We start from the raw sequence: 17,715 nt of genomic DNA on the forward strand, positions 1-17,715 counted from the left end.
TTTTTGCTAGAATATAAAAAACCGGTCTTGACCGGTTTTTTTATATCTATCATTTAACGCTTAAAATTATTTAAACACTGTTGTTGCGTTAAACAACGTCTAATTCTGGATAAAACTTTTTCAACATTGCCGCTATTTTCTTCGGTGTAAATGGTTTTACCACAAATCCTTTAGCCCCTTTATCGATTGCATCTTTAACATTCTCAACCGTTGAGTGAGCCGATACCATAACGACATTAGTTTGTGGGTTTATTTCATTGATCTGCGCGATAATCTCTTTACCATCACCGTCTGGCAACTCAATATCTAAAAAAATAATATTATAATCGGCCGCTTGGCAAGCACTTATACATTGCGCAGCTGTCGACGCTTCTCTAACATTTTCAATACCTAAGTGCATTAATGTTTGATGGAGAAAGCTGCGCACTGTTCCCACATCATCCACTATTAAAATTGAAAGCTGCGTATTCATTGTTGATCCCCGTAGGTTATGAACTAGGTTTAAGTTATTATGCTTAATAACTTTTCTAATTTAATAATCTCATTATAGAGAGCTCTGCTTAAAAGGCCAGATTTGCTTTATGTCAAATAATATAAAAAAACAATCCTTGCTAGGAAAAACGCCTCAACGAAAAAAACCAACGGCACCAACTAACAAGCGAAAAGCGCCTGCTCAGGCAAACGTCACGCAAGCACAAACACAAACTGCTAGTAGTGAATTAGCTGAAACAAAAAAAAGCCGCACAGGCATTATTGTAGCGGGTGTTATTGTGTTTACTATTTTAGTTATCCCCAAACCACAGTTATTAACCTATGAAAAATTAGGATTAGTAACGCAAAGTGTATATTGGCCGGGACTGTTTGGTTATGGCGCCATGTTATTTGACTCAAATTTGCAGCCAAATGCCGATTTAGCGCGTAATAGCCTTTATTTATGTCAAAACAATAAGCAACCAGATACTTGTCAAAAATATCGAGTAACCGAACAAGCCGGCTTTTTTTCTGCATTACAAAAATTAATTTTAGATTAAAAAAACTAATCTGAAAATATAAAATTACTTGGTTGAAAGGTGCGCAAAATATCAACATAATGGCGCTCCTTTTTTCAACACTTGAACAACGATACAACCATGCTAAACGAGCTAGATTGGCTTTTAAATATTATCCTGTTAGCCCTAGGATTAGGGGCGTTTTTTATCAATCAATTAACAATACTGCGTGTAGCGGCGATCAGCGCCTGTGCTTTACTGTTTTTGTCATTTAGCTTGGATTTAATGTCGTCGAGTGTTATTTCAAACATGAGTTTAGTGTTGATAAACACGTTTTACTTGTTCAAGGTTTATACCTTTGGGCAATTAAATGTGCCGCAAAATTAATATCTCTCCCTAGATAATTTTATGTACCCTACCGGGCTTTGCTCGGTAGGGTATTTTTTTGCGCGAATAGAACTTGGGCAGCAAAATGAACTAAGTTAAAATCATCGGCGTATTATGCTATTTTGGGTATCACTATGCCTTTAACTGACTCTGATTTATTTTTAACGTCTATGGAAGACGTTGCTCGCCTAGATCACGATACGATCGAACCATCACAACACTTAACTGGCCCCTCTTTAGCACAGCAACAAAAACGCAAAGCCGCAGAATTAAATTTAAACATCGATGAAAATTATCTACGTAGTGAATTAGTCGAGCTATTAGAGCCTAATGCACTATTGAGTTATAAAAATGCGGGAGTGCAAGATGCTGTATTTAAAAATCTTCGATTAGCTAAGTATCAGCTTGATGCGACACTTGACTTACATGGCCAAACACTAAAAAACGCACGCCAAGCCTTATTTGAATTTATAACTGATTGCCAAAAACGTAATATTCGTGTGGTAGTGATCCGCCACGGCACTGGTATCAAAAACAAAAAGACCCCTGGAGTGTTAAAAAGTTATACCAATAAATGGCTACAAGAAATTGACTGCGTATTAGCCTTTCATAGTGCGCTTAGGCATCATGGTGGCAGTGGTGCAAGCTATGTGTTAATTAAAAAAAGTGATGAGAAGAAGAGTGAGAACCGGGAGCGTCATAGTAAACGCTAACCCGGCTTCGATATCAATTGTTGGTTCTATTTATTCTGTTTGGCTTTGTAAAACGGGGGCTTGTTCACTTGCATTAGCTTGATTAAACCATGCAGACACACCCATTAAAGCCACTGAAATAACGATAATACTAAATTTAACGCCTGTTTGATGCTGTTTCATTGTACACCTTATTATTATTGTTAGTGTTTTTTGAGTTAACTAGACTAACTAAAATTACAGATGTTAACAAGATGTACTGCACTATTGTCGCTGAACTTTTAATAACCTTTTGTTCTATCAACCTGATTATTTAATTTAAGGCCTGTTTTCATACGTTGTACATTATTAGCAATCTGCTGCGTTACAGTTTCCAGATCAGACAATGCCGCGCAATGGGGAGTCATTGTAACCGCTGAATGACGCCAAAAAGGATGCTCTGCAGCTAATGGCTCTTGTGCAAAAACATCCAATGTGGCTCCTCTTATAATTTGATTATCTAATGCCCAAAGTAAATCGTCTGCAACGACGTGCTGGCCTCGCGCTACATTGATGAGCACAGCATGACTTGGTAGCTGCATTAATAAGTTGCGATTAATAAAGCCCTTCGTTTGCGTGGTTAGTGGAAATAAACACACGAGATAATCAGCTTGTGCTAACAAACTCGGTAACTCACTTGCTTGATGAATACAATTTACTTCGGGTATATTTTTAGGGTTTTGTGAAAATGCACTTACGGTAAAATTATTAGCCAGTAAACGTTTAGCGCAGCTTTGTCCTAACTCACCAAAACCTAAAATCACAACATGATTATGACTATAAGCGCGTTTTGGCAGCCATTGTCGTTGTTGTTGCTTAATCACATAGTCTTTAAGCCTTAACTTATGCGCTAAAATATGGGTAAGCACATACTCTGCCATATCATGAGCTAAATTTTCATCAACGATGCGTGTCACAACGACATTGTCAGGGAGTAAGTTTAAATCAATGCTATCGACCCCTGCGCCAAATGAAGAAACTACTTTTAAATTTGGTAGTTGTGCCCACATATCTGCAGGTGCCAGCCAAGCAAGCACAAATTCAACATCCTCTAAGTTATCACAATCTGGCCACTGTGAAATTTTTACATCGGGTAATTTAGTCGCTAACGCAGTAATAATTTTACTGCAATCACGTCCACTAATCGCAACGAGTACGCTCATGTTATGCCTATAGAGTTGTTGATTTGCAAAGAGTATAACCTTTGTTAAAACATTTAATCTAATCGAATTACTGCTCGGCTCTTTAAAAAGTCACACAACTGCAACCTAATTGTCATGGCAAGCTTTTACTCTGGCGATATATTGATCACCATATGCAAACGAGGTAATTATGATCAGTGTTGATAAAGTAATCGCAGCAAATCTACCACAATTAGAAAACTCACCTAAAGTAAAAAGTTTAGTTAAAAAAGGGTTAGGTTATTTGCTTCACGAACAAGAATTTGTTGCATTTGGTGATGCCTACCCGCACTTACAAGGCATTGAGTTTGTTGAGCAAGTGTTGGATGAACTAGATTTTGATACTCGCTACAAGCCAAAGCAGATTGAGAATATTCCTAGCGAAGGTAAGTTAGTTATTGTTGCTAACCACCCTATTGGCTCTTTAGATGCACTGGCATTAATTAAAGTATTATCAAGTGTTCGTAAGGATTTAAAGGTCGTTGCCAATCGCATGTTAATGTCAGTTACGCCAATGCACTCATTATTACTGCCGGTCGATAATTTATCGGGTGACAGTAAAAAGCAAGAACTCAATAATATCCACCAGCACCTTAAAGAAGCTGGGGCCATTCTCATTTTCCCAGCAGGTGAAGTGTCGCGTTTAAGCCCTACCGGAATTAAAGATTGCAAGTGGAATAGTGGTTTTTTACGGATCGCAAAAAAAGCCAATGCGCCAATTTTACCGATTTTTATTAAAGCCAAAAATAGCCCACTTTTTTATGGCACATCGATGATTTACAAGCCTTTAGCGAGTTTATTACTGGTTAAAGAAATGTTTAAACAACGACAAAAATCATTAGAGTTTGAAATAGGCGCATCGATACCTCCAGAGTCTTATTTAATTGAAAACCTTAAAGACAAAGAAGTAGTCAATCTGATCCGTAAGCAGCTTTATGCACTTACCTCAAAGAAAACCTTACCGCTTAAAACACAAGCACCCATCGCCTCCTCAGAATGCCGCAAGGAACTAAAAAAAGCCATCGAACAGTGTGAGCTATTAGGCACAACTCAAGACGGCATGCAGATATACCTTTATCAATATCAAGGCAGCTCAGCGATTTTCAGAGAGCTTGGCCGGTTACGAGAGATTTCGTTTCGCACTGTTGGTGAAGGCAGTGGTAAGCGTCGTGATATTGATAAGTACGATATGGATTATCAGCACTTGGTTTTATGGGACGGCTCACAACTTGAATTGGTTGGCGCATACCGACTTGCTTGTGCTCAAGCTATTATTGATAAACACGGCCGCAAAGGTTTATATACTGATAGCTTATTTTCTTACAGTGATGCAATGACTCCTTACTTTGCTGCAGGTATTGAACTGGGTCGCAGCTTTGTACAACCTAAATACTGGGGTCGTAAAAGTCTTGATTATTTATGGTATGGGATTGGCGCGTTTGTGAAAAATTATCCTCAGTATCGCTACCTCTACGGCGCAGTCAGTGTCTCGAACGCGTTGCCAGAACCTGCCAAAGCCATGTTAGTTCATTATTATCAGCATTATTACGGCGCTAAGCAGGTTATTGCTACACCTAATAATGAGTTCAAACTCACAGAGCAGCAACTCATACAGTGCGCAAATCTATTTAGCGGTAATGATGTCAAAGAAGACTTTGTTGAGCTCAAACATGTGCTCGCAAACATGGGTGCCCAAGTACCCACTTTATTTAAACAATACACCGAACTATGTGAGCCTGGCGGCGTACAGTTTTTAAGTTTTAGTGTTGATCCTGATTTCAATAATTGTATTGATGGCTTAGTGCTTGTTGATCTTGAAAAAGTAAAAGCAGGCAAAGCAAAAAGATATTTAGGAAAGAACTAAGAACGCAAAGGTGTATAAAATAACAGCGACCAGCCATCTAGCTTATTTACTAAACCTACTTTTGATCCGTAACGTGAATTTGCGCTCGCAGTATGCTATCAAAAGTAGTTTTTATGTGCAGATATGATAAAGTGGTTGTACACAAATTGTTGACAGAACAGCTATGAAAAGGTCCCTGCTATTTTTAGCTTTTATCATTATTTTTTCGGTAGTTAGCATTCAATTATTGGTGATACCTCATTTTGAAAGTAACGTCAGATACCCTACTGAAAAATGGGCTTTAGAGTTTTTAACATCAGGCTCTACGGATCTTCTTGCACAACAATTACAATCCATACCTAAACACCAGAGAATGGCCTACTTACAAAACATACAAGCTAATTTTGGCTTTGAACTTACTTTACAAGACTATCAACAAAATGATTTTTCAAGTGAGCAACAATCTTGGCTCGCAGAGGATAAAATTTGGGGTGATCCGCAAGCAGATTTAGCATATCGAAAAATAGATGACGAACAGCTATTAGTAATTGTAAAACCCAATACGGTTCCTAAGCATCTGATCAACGAAGCGCAACGTTGGATGATGGGCTCTTTTTACCTACTGAATAATATGCTGATGCAACACCCACAGCAGAGCTGGCCGTCGATAATTGATTCGCTCAGTGATGCTTTTACATATCCCGTTGCACTGATGACATTGAGTGAGTTAACTTACACAGAGCAACAAATAGCCCAATTAAAAACAGGAGCTATTGTGACCATATCAACTGCGGATTCTGATTTTATTGGCTATCCCGCTGACATTGCCGTACAGCGCATCAAAAATAGCGATAAAGTAATTGTACTTGGCCCTTTTAGCCCTCAACTAAAGGGCAAAGTGGTGTACATGTTAAGTATCTTTTATTTTATATTCGGCTTTTTTCTGCTTATACCAATTATAATATGGTTAATTCCTGGCTGGCGCTCTATGTTATCGCTCAATAAAGTGGCGATATTACTTGGACAAGGTAAATTTGATGCTCGCGCTAAGCTAATTCGTTTTAGCCATCTAAACCACTTGTCCAAAACGTTTAATACCATGGCCGAAAAAATACAACGCCTTATCTCTTCTCATAAAACTCTGATCAATGCTGTATCACATGAATTGCGAACTCCCATCGCACGCATTGAATTCAATGTTGAATTACTTAGAAATAGTACAACCAATGACTATCAACTAGGGCAACTAGAGCGGATTGAATTATCTTTGAATGAACTAAATTCATTAGTGTCAGAAATGCTTACACATGCTCGATTTGAGCGCGAAATACCCACTCTTACATTTGCAACCGTTGAACTTAATCATTGGATAAAACAAGAGTTAATCTGTTGGCAAGAAGCCAACCCTGATACTGAGATTGTTTTACTTGAACAAGGCGTTTGCCATGCAATGATTGATAAGTTTTATATGAGCCGTGCATTAAGTAATTTAATGCGCAATGCCATAGCGTATGGAAGAAACCATATTCAAGTAAGCTATGAACAAACCGCAAAAGGCTGGCTGATTTGTGTTGCTGATAACGGTGATGGTATTCCTTTACCCTGTGCTGAGAAGGTATTTGAACCATTCTATCGAGAAGATCAAAGTCGTAATTTGCAAGTCGGTGGAACCGGACTAGGCCTTGCAATCGTTAAACAAATTTTAGGCTGGCATGAAGGAACCGCGAGTGTTGAGCCATCCAGCTTAGGTGGTGCATGTTTCATACTAAATTGGCCTGCCAAACGCACACATCGATAATCCACATAGAGAACAAGAAATGAAAACAAAGATTTTAGTGGTAGAAGATGATTTACCGCTCGCTGAGTCAATTCAAGAGTATTTAACGATTGAAGGCTATCAGGTTGAAATAGAATCAAATGGCAAGCATGCGGTCTCCCGTATTCTTCAGTGGCAGCCAGCTCTGGTGCTGCTTGACGTTATGTTACCGAACAAGGATGGCTTAACGGTATGCCGCGAAGTAAGGCAGTCATACAGCGGCTATATTTTGATGTTTACTGCACGAGAAGAAGAAATTGATCAGGTTGTAGGGCTTGAAATTGGTGCCGACGATTATTTATTAAAGCCGGTGAAACCTCGCTTACTACTGGCAAAAATTAAAGCTTTTTTAAGACGTGGACATCCCACAGATCCACTCGCCATAAAGCCACAAACGAAAGAGTCTATAACGTTTGGGCAATTAATCATTAATACGCACAACCGAACTGTCTCTTTAGCAACGCAACATATCCAGCTCACAGACGGCGAATATGACCTACTGCTACTGCTTGCTAAAAATGCAGGAGTTATTCTGTCACGTAGTGACATTGTTGAAAAAATAAAAGGTTATCACTATGATGGAATTGAACGTGGTGTTGATAATCATATTAGCCAGTTACGCAAGAAGCTCGGTGATAATGCGCGTAACCCAATAAAAATTAAGACTATCCGTTCCAAAGGCTACTTATTTGTAGTTAGTGCTTGGTAGTTCTAGGTGGATATGGCGCTATATCTCCAACATGGGAGTAGCGCCTTTGAGAGACTTGAACTGTGGATAATACATCTATCTCAGCAACTATTTCACACTAACCAGAGGAGTTTTAATCTAAAGTTATTCTTCAGCCATTACTCGTTTACCATTACTATCGACAACTAATAAATATGAAGCGCCAAAATTACCCGCACATAAATCGATAGCCTGATTGGCAACTTTTAGGCCATTAGCACAATTACTCACCGCTAAGAACGCTGTGACACTGCCCTTTTTTGTAGTTAATACTTTTTTATCATCAATTGACACATCATACTCGCCGTTGGCAAATAAACGCACATTAAATACATCTGCAGTATTGTTTTGTTTTTTATCAATGACAGACAAAGTCCGCTTACCTGAAGATTGCCAAGCAATTACCCATAAATCGTCGTTATTACTCAAAGTTGTATTTATGCGTTCCTCTTTATTCGCATTGATACTATCTTTAACTCCCAAGTTAATCATGTTATTGATTACTTTATAACTGTAGTTATAGCGACTACCCACAGCATTGGCCTCTACATCGCCCGCAGCGATGTTATCACTATCGAATAAACCACTGTAGCCGGTGCTAATACTCCTTTTTTTGACATGAAAGTCAGCCATATAATCCAATGAATTTATGAAAGACATATTTGCTTGATGGGTTAATTTATCATCTAATTCATCCGTGCTTTCACCACATCCACTTAAAGCAGCTGCCACACCAAACAACAGTGCAATACTAAATCCTTTATTACTGGTGCTCATAACAATCTCCATAATGTTTAATTTTATCAACGCTAAAAACCGCACTAAACGCTGTTATTACTTTAATAATTTTTTATTAATCAATTACTAAGTATTTTATTTCGAATAGCGAAATTTACTGAAAAAATGTTAGCATATCCTTTACGAGACATCTCTCAGCGCTTGTCGGACATTGTCAGAAATTGTCTGTTTATAATGAACAGTTTAATGATGGCCTTGCGTTATAGTCAGCTGATACGGCTAAATACCTGCTCTAAAAGCTGTGTATATATTTTCTCAATTTTTAGTAAGTCATTAATAGGCACATGCTCGTTAACTTGGTGGATGGTATTATTTCGTACCCCGCATTCAATCACTTGGGTGTAGTCATTGGCAAAAAACCGCCCATCAGAAGTTCCGCCACTGGTACTTAATAAAGGATAACTGCCTGTCACATTAAAAATAGCTTGTTCAACTTGAGTCAATAAACAGCGACGCGTTTGATGACTCGTATAAAAAGGCTCACACGGACGCTCCCATTCCACACTCAGCAAAGCTTGTAAATCGTCTAACGCGAATTGAATCTCATTTTTTATATCACTGCTTTTATAACCATGGCTATAACGAATATTAAATGTCATTTCACATCGTGCTGGCACCATATTATCGACCACATTTGCAATATTAATCCCGGTTATTTGCAAGCTCGTATGTGAACTTGGCTCGTCACGCTGCCAAGTTATGCTAGTCAAGCGCTTGATTACTTCTGCACTAAGATGAGCTGCATTGATGGTGTTTTCTGGATAAGCAACATGCCCTGCTTTGCCGTTGATCACTAACCGCGCAGAGAGTGCACCTCGACGGCCATTTTTGATTGTATCACCAACATGCAAATGACTGGTTGGCTCGCCGACAATGCAGCCGTCAAGTTGGATGCCCTGTTGCGCTAAACGCTCGGCAATCAGTAGTGAACCATATTCCGCCTCCCCTTCTTCATCAGAGGTGATCAACCAGTAAAAAGTACCTTTTTTTGCAGCTACGTTAGCTAGTAATGCACGACTGGCACATAACATGGCGGCAACGCCCCCTTTCATATCAGCAGCGCCTCGGCCATAAATCGCGCCATCAATAATATCACCTGAAAATGGTTCTGCTCGCCACGCCCCTCCAGATGCGGGGACCACATCAATATGCCCCGAAAAAGCATAGCGTGGCCCATCACCAAAGCTTACTTTAGCTATTAAGTTAGTAACATTATTAAAGGTAAACTGTTCACAGTTAAAGCCAAAGTCTGTTAACTGCTTTGCTAACCAGTCTATTGCCCCGGCTTGCTGTGGTGTAACAGATTTAAATTGGATCAGCTTTTGAAGGTAACTGACCACCGTATCAGTGTGGATTGCATCATTCGTGGTGTGAGATTGGATAGCTAAAGTCATAATTAACACCCTTATTAAGAGAGAGTGTATTCATTACAACCTGAATTTATGACCGCTTTATGAAACACGGATTATACTAATCGTTTTAAGTTACTGACCATTTATAGCGACAGAAAAATACAGTGATAACAAGGCAGAGATTTTGACATGTAGTTGTTCTCGGCAATTGCTCCTGCATTGCTCTACCTCTTGCATCCATGCAGTCTTAAATGAAAAATTACTAACGCAGTTAGCGCTTTATTTAGCGCGCTAGAATGGTTAAATATTTAAGTCGATTGGTATTAGTGTGCACCTTCTTCGATGAATGCTTCTTGGCTAACTTTAGCGATATCTTTATCATCTTTGGTCAATTTTGTTTGTTGCCAACGACCACGACAAAACCACAAATACGATAGCGATGCGACGATCACATTGGTGACAGCAAACGAGTACCAAATGCCGTGATCGCCCAGATGTGTGTGTTTTGACAAAATATACGCCACCGGAAACTGTACTACGCATTGAGAAAACAGCGCCAACAACATCGCATTAAGCATGTTCCCTGATGCTCTAAATGCAGCCACCACACATAATTGCACGCCTATTCCGCCCCAAGTTAAGCACATAACACGAATAAACTGTGCGCCTTTGGCTATCACACCTTGATCATCGGGGATAAAAAATGCCACTAAGTAAGGTGCAAATATAAATGCAATCGCCCCAATAAAAGACAAACCACATAATCCCCAAAGTACCGCCAACTTAGTAATTTGCTCTGCTCGTTGCGGGTTACCTGCGCCCATGTTTTGTCCGACCAAGGTCGACACAGCCATCGAGAGTCCCATAGCCGGGATCATCACCATCTGTAATATATTTGAACCAACACCATAAGAAGCAATGGTTTGAGTGCCAAAACTAGCCACTAAAAAAGACATGATAATCAAACCAAATGCACGCGCTGACAACTCCACAGAGCCTGGTGCACCTAAATAAAACGCTTGTTTGATATAACTGTAATCAGGAATGAAACTTGATAATTTTAGCTTAATACCATGGCGACCACGCATAAAAATAACAATGCCAGCAATGGCTGCCAAACTTTGTGTCACCAATGTAGCCAGCGCTGCCCCCATCACCCCAAGACCTGTAAAGCTGCCATAACCAAAAATAAATAATGGATCGAGTACAAAGTTTAGCAACACGGTTACGGAAACAATGATCAATGGCACCTTGGTTTGGCCAATACCCCGCATTAAGGCTTGAAACATGGCATAAATAAATACAAATACCACCCCCACAAATGACACATGCATAAATTTTAAAGCATCGTTATAAACGGCATCTTCAACACCCAGTAAATGTAAAAAGTAAGGCGATAGCAAATAACCGATAACTCCTAAAAAAATGGCTGTCACAGTCACCATTAACACTGTTTGCGCGGCCACATGGTTTACTTTATCTTGTTGGCCAGCCCCCATATATTGCGCTGACAAAATTGCCCCCGCCATCGCAAGTCCAGAGCCAATCGCAATCACTAAAAAAGTCACCGGCATACTTACTGACACCGCTGCAACTTGTGCCGCCCCTAAGCGACCAACCCAAAACGCATCGGTTAATTGATAGGCAGATTGTAAAATGTTGATAAGAATAATAGGAACTGCAAGTTTTAACAGTGCTTTGCTAATAGAGCCAGACAGAAAAAGATGGTTGGTTTCGTTCATTGTATACCCTTGCTTTAAGCAGCAATTATAACTTATTTTCCTGACCTATTGATGAATAGCAATAAAAAAGAGTGCACTGTCAATCGATTTTAAACGTCAATTAAGTAAACCTTAATCTAAATCAAACAAACGCTGCGCCGTTTTATACCCTGTTATAAAGCTTGATCTAGAACAGTTTTATATTTTTTTTTTGGCTGATAATAGCGTCAATTCAAAAAAGTAGTTCTCGGAGAACAGCATGAAAAAACAACTTAGCGCAGCGTTACTCACCTCACTTTTAATCGCGTCTCCTTTCGCCAGTGCAAACTTAAGCGTTAATGTCGGTGCTATTAATGTTAACCCTGACAATAGCAGCTCAGCGATCAATGAAGATCCAAGTTTAGGCTTAAAAGGTAGCTCGGATACACAACTAGGTATTACAGTTGACTATGCATTTAACGATCAGTGGGTTCTAGAATTGGTTGCTGCAACACCCTTTTCTCATGAAGTTAATGGCGCAGGTGGTTTAGCTGGCAATAAAATAGCAGATATTAAGCAATTACCGCCGTCACTAATCGCTCAGTATCACTTTTTAGAAAGCACTTCAGCATTTCGTCCGTTCGTTGGTGTGGGTATTAACTACACAGTGTTTTTTGATGAGCAACCTTCAGCCGCACTAAAAACAGTACTGGGTACCGATAACGTTGAAGTCAAGCTTGATAATTCATTTGGTTTTGTAGCCCAAGCAGGCTTCAATTACATGCTAGATCAAAACTGGGGCGTACACGCAATGGTATCAATCATGGATATTGAAACCGATGCAACTGTGTATGCCGGTGGCAAGCAAGCCCTCACTTCAACAGTAAAAATTGACCCTGTAGTTGCCATGTTAGGGGTTAAATACGCTTTTTAAGCATGCTCTAAAAAGGCCTGATGGCCTTTTTATCTGTGTGTGTAAAATCAGCTGGGAAGATTTGTTATTTTTTTCTGCTCTAACATTTCTTTCCAGTGTATAATTTCCGCTGGTAATATAGGCACAACACCGTCGAAGTTTACCGCCTCTAGCATTTCTTCTACGCTGACGACACCTCGCTTGCGCTTAAACACACCTCTTACATAGGCGATCGCATGCAAGCCACGCTCGGAATGAAATTTTTGCTCAATATAAAAATACTTATGATCCCAACCCACTAAGCGCGTGCTAATGGTATAGCGTTGCATTGGCTTAATATCACGAATATAAGTAATGGCCGTGGCGTTAACGATAGGAAACCAACGTTTTTTCATAATCGTTTCAAGCAAGCCAACTCGCTCAGTCATCCAAGTGCGAGCTAAATCCATCATTGCTAAATAACGAGAGTTAGTAAGATGTAAATTAATATCACAATCACTTGGCAGCGCTTTGTAATCTATATCCACAGTGTCTAACAATGATTGATAATCACGGTTACGTTTGATTTTAAAAAATAATAATAAAAGACGAAAATATAAGTTCACAATAAAGGTCTTACCAGTTAACAATTTTGTGAGTGTAGCATAGCGTATTGCATTGGAGAATATTCTGCTCTACTCTGAAATTCTCTGATTATAAATAATAGTAGAAAAATGATGAAAAAATCAGTTTCTTATTTAAGTGTGGTATTAGCATTGATGAGTACCAGCGCGATGGCCGACTTTAACTATCCAGGCGAAGGAAACGTACGTTATCCAACTGGGGTTGAAAAGCCGTTTCAATTTGGGTTTGCTTGGCAGCAACAAAATAGCAAGTTTACTATAGGTAAAAAAAGCTATGATATGCAATTACCTGAATCCTATTCCATTGCTATTACTTTAGCAAAAGACGAGCAACAAGTGTGGGTGCAAGAATTTAATAATGGCTTTATTGAAGGATTCAGCTGGGAAATTGGCGAACACACAATCAAACTTGAAAAACGTCAATATAAAGGCGCGGTAAAAGGGGATTATGTTATCAGTTTAGATAACAAAGATTACTTTTTTGCCCGTAATAACATCAGTATCTTAATTAAGTTCACCGCTGAGGGTATCGATACTGTCGCTATTGACGGTGTAACCAAAGATATGGGTACTAAGCAATAGTACCCAATACTGTTGATTTGAGTCAGTTTACACTTTTACCGTTTTACGATTAATGCCGTAATCACGTAGCTTATTTGCAACTGCGGTATGACTTAACCCTAAACGCTTAGCCAATTGTCTCGAACTTGGGTAAGCAGGGTACAACTTACGTAATAATGTAGCCTCAAAACGCTTTACAGCTTGATCGAGCGAGCCCTCAAAATCAGACTCCAAGTACCCTAAATCATGGGTAAATGCAGGTAATTGTAAATGCTCAACACGCAGCTCGTTATCATCTAATAACGAGACCGCACGGTATATCGCATTTTCTAATTGGCGGACATTGCCCGGCCAAGGATAATCTTGTAAAAACGACAAACACTCTGCAGATAGTTCCGGAATTGCATGACCATTTTGCTGCGCATATTTTTGAATAAAATGTTCTGCAAGTGGCCCTACATCAGCTTTACGATCACGTAGTGGAGCAATTTCTAAAGTCAGTACATTGATCCGATAGTATAAATCTTCTCTAAACGTACCCTCTTGTACCATCGCGGGTAAATCTTTTTGCGTGGCGGCGATAATGCGTACATTTACTTTTACTTCGTTCTCATCGCCAACTTTGCGAAATGTGCCATCTTGTAAAAAGCGCAGTAACTTAGTTTGAAGTTGGGTAGACATTTCACCCACTTCATCTAAAAATACCGTGCCACCATCCGCTTGCTCTAACACGCCGCGTTTTGGCGCTGCATTTTCTTCATAACCGGCATAACCAAATAATTCAGACTCAGCAACATCATCAGGCAGTGAAGCGCACGATAAAGCGATAAAAGGTTTCACAGAACGATTAGATGCATAGTGACAAGCGCGTGCCAGTAACTCTTTGCCGGTACCGGTTTCACCAGTGATAAGTATCGGAGCTTCAAGTTGCGCCATTTTACGCGCTTCACGAACCACACGACGCATCGCAGTGCTAAAGTTGTGAATAGTTGCAAAGCTTTCTTGACCATAACGACGAAACGCACTTACCTGCTGACCTAAACGGCTTTGTGATTTAATGTTGATCACCGCACCGGCCAATACATCACCTTCATTGCCTTGTGGTACTGCGATTGGCAAGATATCCGCGATAAAATCTTCACCAGCCACCTCAACCCGGGTTGTTTGTCCCAGTACTTCTTTGCCTTCTAACCAACGGGTAAAGTTAAAGCCTTTCAATAGATTATTAATATTTGAACCAATAACTTCTTTTTCAGTTAACTGTAAGTCTTTACATGCAGCATCGTTGCAAAGCCTTACCCAACCTTTGGCATCAATTGAGATCACACCATCTGGTAGCGCACGCAACAATGTGTTGAGCTCATTATGCTCACGCTCAGAAGGTAAAAAAGCGGTGGTACGTACATCCTGTACACCATCAATTAATCGAATTGAGGGCATGATTTTTTGAAACTGCTCAAATTCAATCGGTGGAAAACTCACATACATACGACAGTTAATTGAATCAACTTCAATACCTTTTAAATCAACGCGATAGTTGACTAAAATATTGAGTATTTCTTGAGCAATACCGATGCGGTCTGCACAATGGATATCTAAACGCATTTCACCCTCAAAAAGAGAAAACCTACTATGTCGCAAATAATACGCTAACTACCCATCGCTGGGTAGTCTATTGTAAAGATTTTTGGACAAATGATACTAACCATTATTGCAAAGACTTTTTATGGCAACTGACTATAATTTAGTATGAATGATATTAGAAAAATTCAAATACTTGGCTAATATCATTTCCACAAAAAATCCGTATAATGAAAACGTATTAAAAAATGTAACTACAGTGATAACGAGGCTTGTTTGAAAATTAAAAAATATAAACTCTTTTCTATTCTCTGCTTAGCCCTAATTATCGCTGGCTGTAAGGTTGAAGACCCCTATGATACAGGCGAAACACAAGCCCAAAAGAGCGATGCACAACTGCGCGATGATTATTTAAAAAAAACGTTTAATGGTGTAATCACAATAACCGATCAGCAAGCTAATAGTGTGGCTGGCATCATGGTTGAGTTTGCAGGACAGCAGTATCAAACAAATGCCAGTGGGCAAATTAATTACTCAGGTATTACAACAGGTAACCATCGGTTAATGATCGCTGATGAAAGTTACTTCCCTGCTGTCGCTACAGTCAAAATTACTGCTGATAACACTCAGCAACAGCTGACCCTAACAGCTAAGAGTAGTAACTCGGTTAGCCTGCTATTTGCTGGCGATACTATGTTTGCACGACGCTTTTTAGATCCCTCTTTGGCAACTATGACGGCTGCGATCCCTGATGTCGCAGGGGCACTTATTCGTCCAGCAACAGCCAGTGAAAATGCTCAAGCATTAACACATTTTGTCGCACCATTTTTTCAAGCTGCTGATTTTTCATCAGTAAACTTAGAGACACCGATAACAAGTAGTCCTGAAGCAGCACATCCAACAAAAGAGTTTAGCTTTTTTTCATTACCTGAGACGCTAGATGGGATCAAAGCCATTGGTATTGATTACGTCGCACTAGGAAATAATCATGTGTATGACTTTTTAGAAGATGGCCTCAATGATACTTTGCTTGAAGTAGATAGCGCTGGCCTTGCTCACAGTGGCGCAGGGAAAAACATAGCCAGTGCTTACCAAGCAAAGTTCATGGATGTGGGAACACTCACGTTAGGACTTTTTTCAGCGACCTCCATTACAGGTAAAGAACATGCAATTACCTATGTTACCGATGCCACAAAAGGCGGTGCCGCAGATTTAACAGAAACAGAATTAGTCTCCAACTATCTTAATGATGCAGTGCAAAATAGTGATTATGTAATTGCCCAAATGCATGGTGGTGATGAATACACTTATCAACCCAGCGGTTACATTAAAGGCAGGTTTAATTCTTTATCCAAACAACAAACCAATTTATTAGTTGCTCATCATCCGCATATTGCCCAAGGCTTTGCAGTTTTTAATGGCGTACCTGCCATTTTAGGCTTAGGCAATTTTGTGTTTGACCAAGACCGCTTAGAAACGCTGCTTGGCGTTGCGGTGTTAGTAAATGTAGACAAAGATGCATCTCCTATGACGAAGCGCGCTTTTGCTTACCCTGTTTATGTTGAAGGGTATCAGCCTAAATTTACCAATGGTTTTTTGAGTGATTATTTATTACGACGTCTGGCTGAGTTTTCTGATAATAACATTACCTTGATCCCACGAGATGGTTATGCCGATGTATTTTTCACCGCAGATCAAGCGACTGTTTCTCAGCACACGGAAACAGTTACAGTTACCCCAAATCAAAGCATTCTAGATTTACGCAACTTTGCTCCATCAACAAAAGCATTTTTATCTAAACTTGAAATCATTGACGGATCGCCAAGTGATGTCACTTTAGGGCGCGATTTAATGATTTTCGGTGACTTTGAAGATTGGGATAACGATGATGAACAACTAGAAGTTGCTCGTTGGGATCACACCGGCGACAGCGTAACGCCTTGCTTAAGTGGTGCTCGTTCAGGTGCGCAAGGCTTATGCTCTGCTCGCACCCAGTTTGATAACACGCCATCGCTGCTCCCATTTAGACAAACCATTCGTGCAATGGAATTACCTAATGATGATGGCTCAATTGACGTCTTCAAGGAGTTTAGTTTGTTTGGTTACAGTAAAGCTGAAAACGCCGGAAAACTAGACGCAAAAATAGTTTATACCACCGCTGAGGATGGCCTTGAATTTTCTACTCAATTGGTCGATATTGAACCGGCTGGTAACCATGACTGGCAAGCCTTAAACTATGACTTTTCACTGCCTTCTGACGACTTAACACTTGGCCCAGAAAAGTTACCACCGCGCGGTATTAAAGTTACCTTGCGTCACTTTGCGCCAAATAGTGGCGAAGCAAGCTTGGCGTTGGATGATATGGCAATGATTTCATGGCAACAAAAAGTAAACTTCACTGATACGATGTGGCGCACGGATAAAATCCATGGATTTGACTTTTTACGTTTAAATGCAACGTCTTCTGTTACGTTTAAACTAACGTATAGCACCTTTAATTAATCTCTATTCTA

At 39.8% G+C, this 17,715-nt stretch carries 17 protein-coding genes; 9 read left to right on the forward strand and 8 right to left on the reverse strand.

Annotated elements, in window-relative coordinates; all coding sequences use genetic code 11:
• Positions 1–88 precede the first annotated feature (88 nt).
• Positions 89–472, reverse strand: coding sequence for a response regulator (locus H5158_RS02155; RefSeq protein ID WP_145237278.1), 384 nt, complete (start codon positions 470–472; stop codon positions 89–91).
• A gap of 109 nt (positions 473–581) precedes the next feature.
• Here H5158_RS02155 and H5158_RS02160 point away from each other — a divergent pair, with 109 nt between their 5' ends.
• The 3 genes from H5158_RS02160 (at position 582) to smrA (ending at position 2,089) form a co-directional block, all read left to right on the forward strand.
• Positions 582–1,031, forward strand: a complete 450-nt coding sequence (locus tag H5158_RS02160; RefSeq protein ID WP_149980809.1) for a hypothetical protein — start codon at positions 582–584, stop codon at positions 1,029–1,031.
• Between the two features lie 99 nt (positions 1,032–1,130).
• A complete protein-coding gene (locus H5158_RS02165) occupies positions 1,131–1,376 on the forward strand; it encodes a hypothetical protein (RefSeq protein ID WP_145237284.1) in 246 nt (81 codons plus the stop codon).
• A 134-nt stretch (positions 1,377–1,510) separates the two neighbouring features.
• Positions 1,511–2,089: a DNA endonuclease SmrA gene (gene smrA, locus H5158_RS02170; protein ID WP_145237288.1), complete on the forward strand. Its 579-nt coding sequence runs from the start codon at positions 1,511–1,513 to the stop codon at positions 2,087–2,089.
• A gap of 30 nt (positions 2,090–2,119) precedes the next feature.
• On the opposite strand, the gene H5158_RS23260 is transcribed toward smrA, so the two are convergent.
• The gene (locus H5158_RS23260; RefSeq protein WP_259399407.1) at positions 2,120–2,251 is read right to left on the reverse strand and encodes a hypothetical protein; all 132 of its coding nucleotides are present in this window, start codon (positions 2,249–2,251) and stop codon (positions 2,120–2,122) included.
• A gap of 98 nt (positions 2,252–2,349) precedes the next feature.
• The gene (locus H5158_RS02175) at positions 2,350–3,270 is read right to left on the reverse strand and encodes a glyoxylate/hydroxypyruvate reductase A (protein ID WP_182739369.1); all 921 of its coding nucleotides are present in this window, start codon (positions 3,268–3,270) and stop codon (positions 2,350–2,352) included.
• 169 nt (positions 3,271–3,439) lie between these two features.
• Here H5158_RS02175 and H5158_RS02180 point away from each other — a divergent pair, with 169 nt between their 5' ends.
• The 3 genes from H5158_RS02180 (at position 3,440) to H5158_RS02190 (ending at position 7,656) form a co-directional block, all read left to right on the forward strand.
• Positions 3,440–5,152, forward strand: a complete 1,713-nt coding sequence (locus tag H5158_RS02180; protein ID WP_182717076.1) for a lysophospholipid acyltransferase family protein — start codon at positions 3,440–3,442, stop codon at positions 5,150–5,152.
• A 163-nt stretch (positions 5,153–5,315) separates the two neighbouring features.
• Complete coding sequence (locus H5158_RS02185; RefSeq protein ID WP_182739370.1) at positions 5,316–6,929, forward strand: ATP-binding protein; 1,614 nt, start codon at positions 5,316–5,318, stop codon at positions 6,927–6,929.
• A 19-nt stretch (positions 6,930–6,948) separates the two neighbouring features.
• Positions 6,949–7,656, forward strand: a complete 708-nt coding sequence (locus H5158_RS02190) for a response regulator transcription factor (protein WP_182739371.1) — start codon at positions 6,949–6,951, stop codon at positions 7,654–7,656.
• 123 nt (positions 7,657–7,779) lie between these two features.
• On the opposite strand, the gene H5158_RS02195 is transcribed toward H5158_RS02190, so the two are convergent.
• The 3 genes from H5158_RS02195 to H5158_RS02205 form a co-directional block, all read right to left on the reverse strand.
• A complete protein-coding gene (locus H5158_RS02195) occupies positions 7,780–8,451 on the reverse strand; it encodes a hypothetical protein (RefSeq protein ID WP_182739372.1) in 672 nt (223 codons plus the stop codon).
• 227 nt (positions 8,452–8,678) lie between these two features.
• Positions 8,679–9,866: a succinyl-diaminopimelate desuccinylase gene (gene dapE, locus H5158_RS02200; protein ID WP_182717072.1), complete on the reverse strand. Its 1,188-nt coding sequence runs from the start codon at positions 9,864–9,866 to the stop codon at positions 8,679–8,681.
• A 281-nt stretch (positions 9,867–10,147) separates the two neighbouring features.
• Positions 10,148–11,566: an MATE family efflux transporter gene (locus H5158_RS02205; protein ID WP_182717071.1), complete on the reverse strand. Its 1,419-nt coding sequence runs from the start codon at positions 11,564–11,566 to the stop codon at positions 10,148–10,150.
• Between the two features lie 238 nt (positions 11,567–11,804).
• Here H5158_RS02205 and H5158_RS02210 point away from each other — a divergent pair, with 238 nt between their 5' ends.
• Complete coding sequence (locus tag H5158_RS02210; protein ID WP_149980817.1) at positions 11,805–12,458, forward strand: OmpW family protein; 654 nt, start codon at positions 11,805–11,807, stop codon at positions 12,456–12,458.
• Between the two features lie 47 nt (positions 12,459–12,505).
• On the opposite strand, the gene H5158_RS02215 is transcribed toward H5158_RS02210, so the two are convergent.
• Complete coding sequence (locus tag H5158_RS02215) at positions 12,506–13,042, reverse strand: thioesterase family protein (protein WP_182717070.1); 537 nt, start codon at positions 13,040–13,042, stop codon at positions 12,506–12,508.
• A gap of 108 nt (positions 13,043–13,150) precedes the next feature.
• Here H5158_RS02215 and H5158_RS02220 point away from each other — a divergent pair, with 108 nt between their 5' ends.
• Positions 13,151–13,642 (forward strand): hypothetical protein, encoded by a 492-nt coding sequence (locus H5158_RS02220; protein WP_404674458.1) that lies wholly within the window; start codon positions 13,151–13,153, stop codon positions 13,640–13,642.
• Positions 13,643–13,669: 27 nt separating this feature from the next.
• Here the strand turns inward: H5158_RS02220 and tyrR are convergent, their stop codons facing one another.
• Entirely contained in the window at positions 13,670–15,226 is a 1,557-nt protein-coding gene (gene tyrR / locus H5158_RS02225; RefSeq protein ID WP_145237318.1) for a transcriptional regulator TyrR, read from the reverse strand.
• Positions 15,227–15,478: 252 nt separating this feature from the next.
• Here tyrR and H5158_RS02230 point away from each other — a divergent pair, with 252 nt between their 5' ends.
• Positions 15,479–17,704: a CapA family protein gene (locus tag H5158_RS02230; RefSeq protein ID WP_220491207.1), complete on the forward strand. Its 2,226-nt coding sequence runs from the start codon at positions 15,479–15,481 to the stop codon at positions 17,702–17,704.
• Positions 17,705–17,715: the final 11 nt, after the last annotated feature.

Origin of the sequence: Pseudoalteromonas sp. SR45-6 (assembly GCF_014163545.1) — a bacterium.
In the GTDB taxonomy this organism is placed as follows: Bacteria; Pseudomonadota; Gammaproteobacteria; order Enterobacterales; family Alteromonadaceae; genus Pseudoalteromonas; species Pseudoalteromonas rhizosphaerae.

Bases quoted from the DNA above. Each gene is read 5' to 3' on its own strand.
- H5158_RS02205 (WP_182717071.1), bottom strand. From the start codon at position 11,566: ATGAACGAAACCAACCATCTTTTTCTGTCTGGCTCTATTAGCAAAGCA.
- H5158_RS02165 (WP_145237284.1), top strand. From the start codon at position 1,131: ATGCTAAACGAGCTAGATTGGCTTTTAAATATTATCCTGTTAGCCCTA.
- smrA (WP_145237288.1), top strand. From the start codon at position 1,511: ATGCCTTTAACTGACTCTGATTTATTTTTAACGTCTATGGAAGACGTT.
- H5158_RS02180 (WP_182717076.1), top strand. From the start codon at position 3,440: ATGATCAGTGTTGATAAAGTAATCGCAGCAAATCTACCACAATTAGAA.
- dapE (WP_182717072.1), bottom strand. From the start codon at position 9,866: ATGACTTTAGCTATCCAATCTCACACCACGAATGATGCAATCCACACT.
- H5158_RS02160 (WP_149980809.1), top strand. From the start codon at position 582: ATGTCAAATAATATAAAAAAACAATCCTTGCTAGGAAAAACGCCTCAA.
- H5158_RS02195 (WP_182739372.1), bottom strand. From the start codon at position 8,451: ATGAGCACCAGTAATAAAGGATTTAGTATTGCACTGTTGTTTGGTGTG.
- H5158_RS02185 (WP_182739370.1), top strand. From the start codon at position 5,316: ATGAAAAGGTCCCTGCTATTTTTAGCTTTTATCATTATTTTTTCGGTA.
- H5158_RS23260 (WP_259399407.1), bottom strand. From the start codon at position 2,251: ATGAAACAGCATCAAACAGGCGTTAAATTTAGTATTATCGTTATTTCA.
- H5158_RS02210 (WP_149980817.1), top strand. From the start codon at position 11,805: ATGAAAAAACAACTTAGCGCAGCGTTACTCACCTCACTTTTAATCGCG.
- H5158_RS02220 (WP_404674458.1), top strand. From the start codon at position 13,151: ATGATGAAAAAATCAGTTTCTTATTTAAGTGTGGTATTAGCATTGATG.
- tyrR (WP_145237318.1), bottom strand. From the start codon at position 15,226: ATGCGTTTAGATATCCATTGTGCAGACCGCATCGGTATTGCTCAAGAA.
- H5158_RS02190 (WP_182739371.1), top strand. From the start codon at position 6,949: ATGAAAACAAAGATTTTAGTGGTAGAAGATGATTTACCGCTCGCTGAG.
- H5158_RS02155 (WP_145237278.1), bottom strand. From the start codon at position 472: ATGAATACGCAGCTTTCAATTTTAATAGTGGATGATGTGGGAACAGTG.
- H5158_RS02175 (WP_182739369.1), bottom strand. From the start codon at position 3,270: ATGAGCGTACTCGTTGCGATTAGTGGACGTGATTGCAGTAAAATTATT.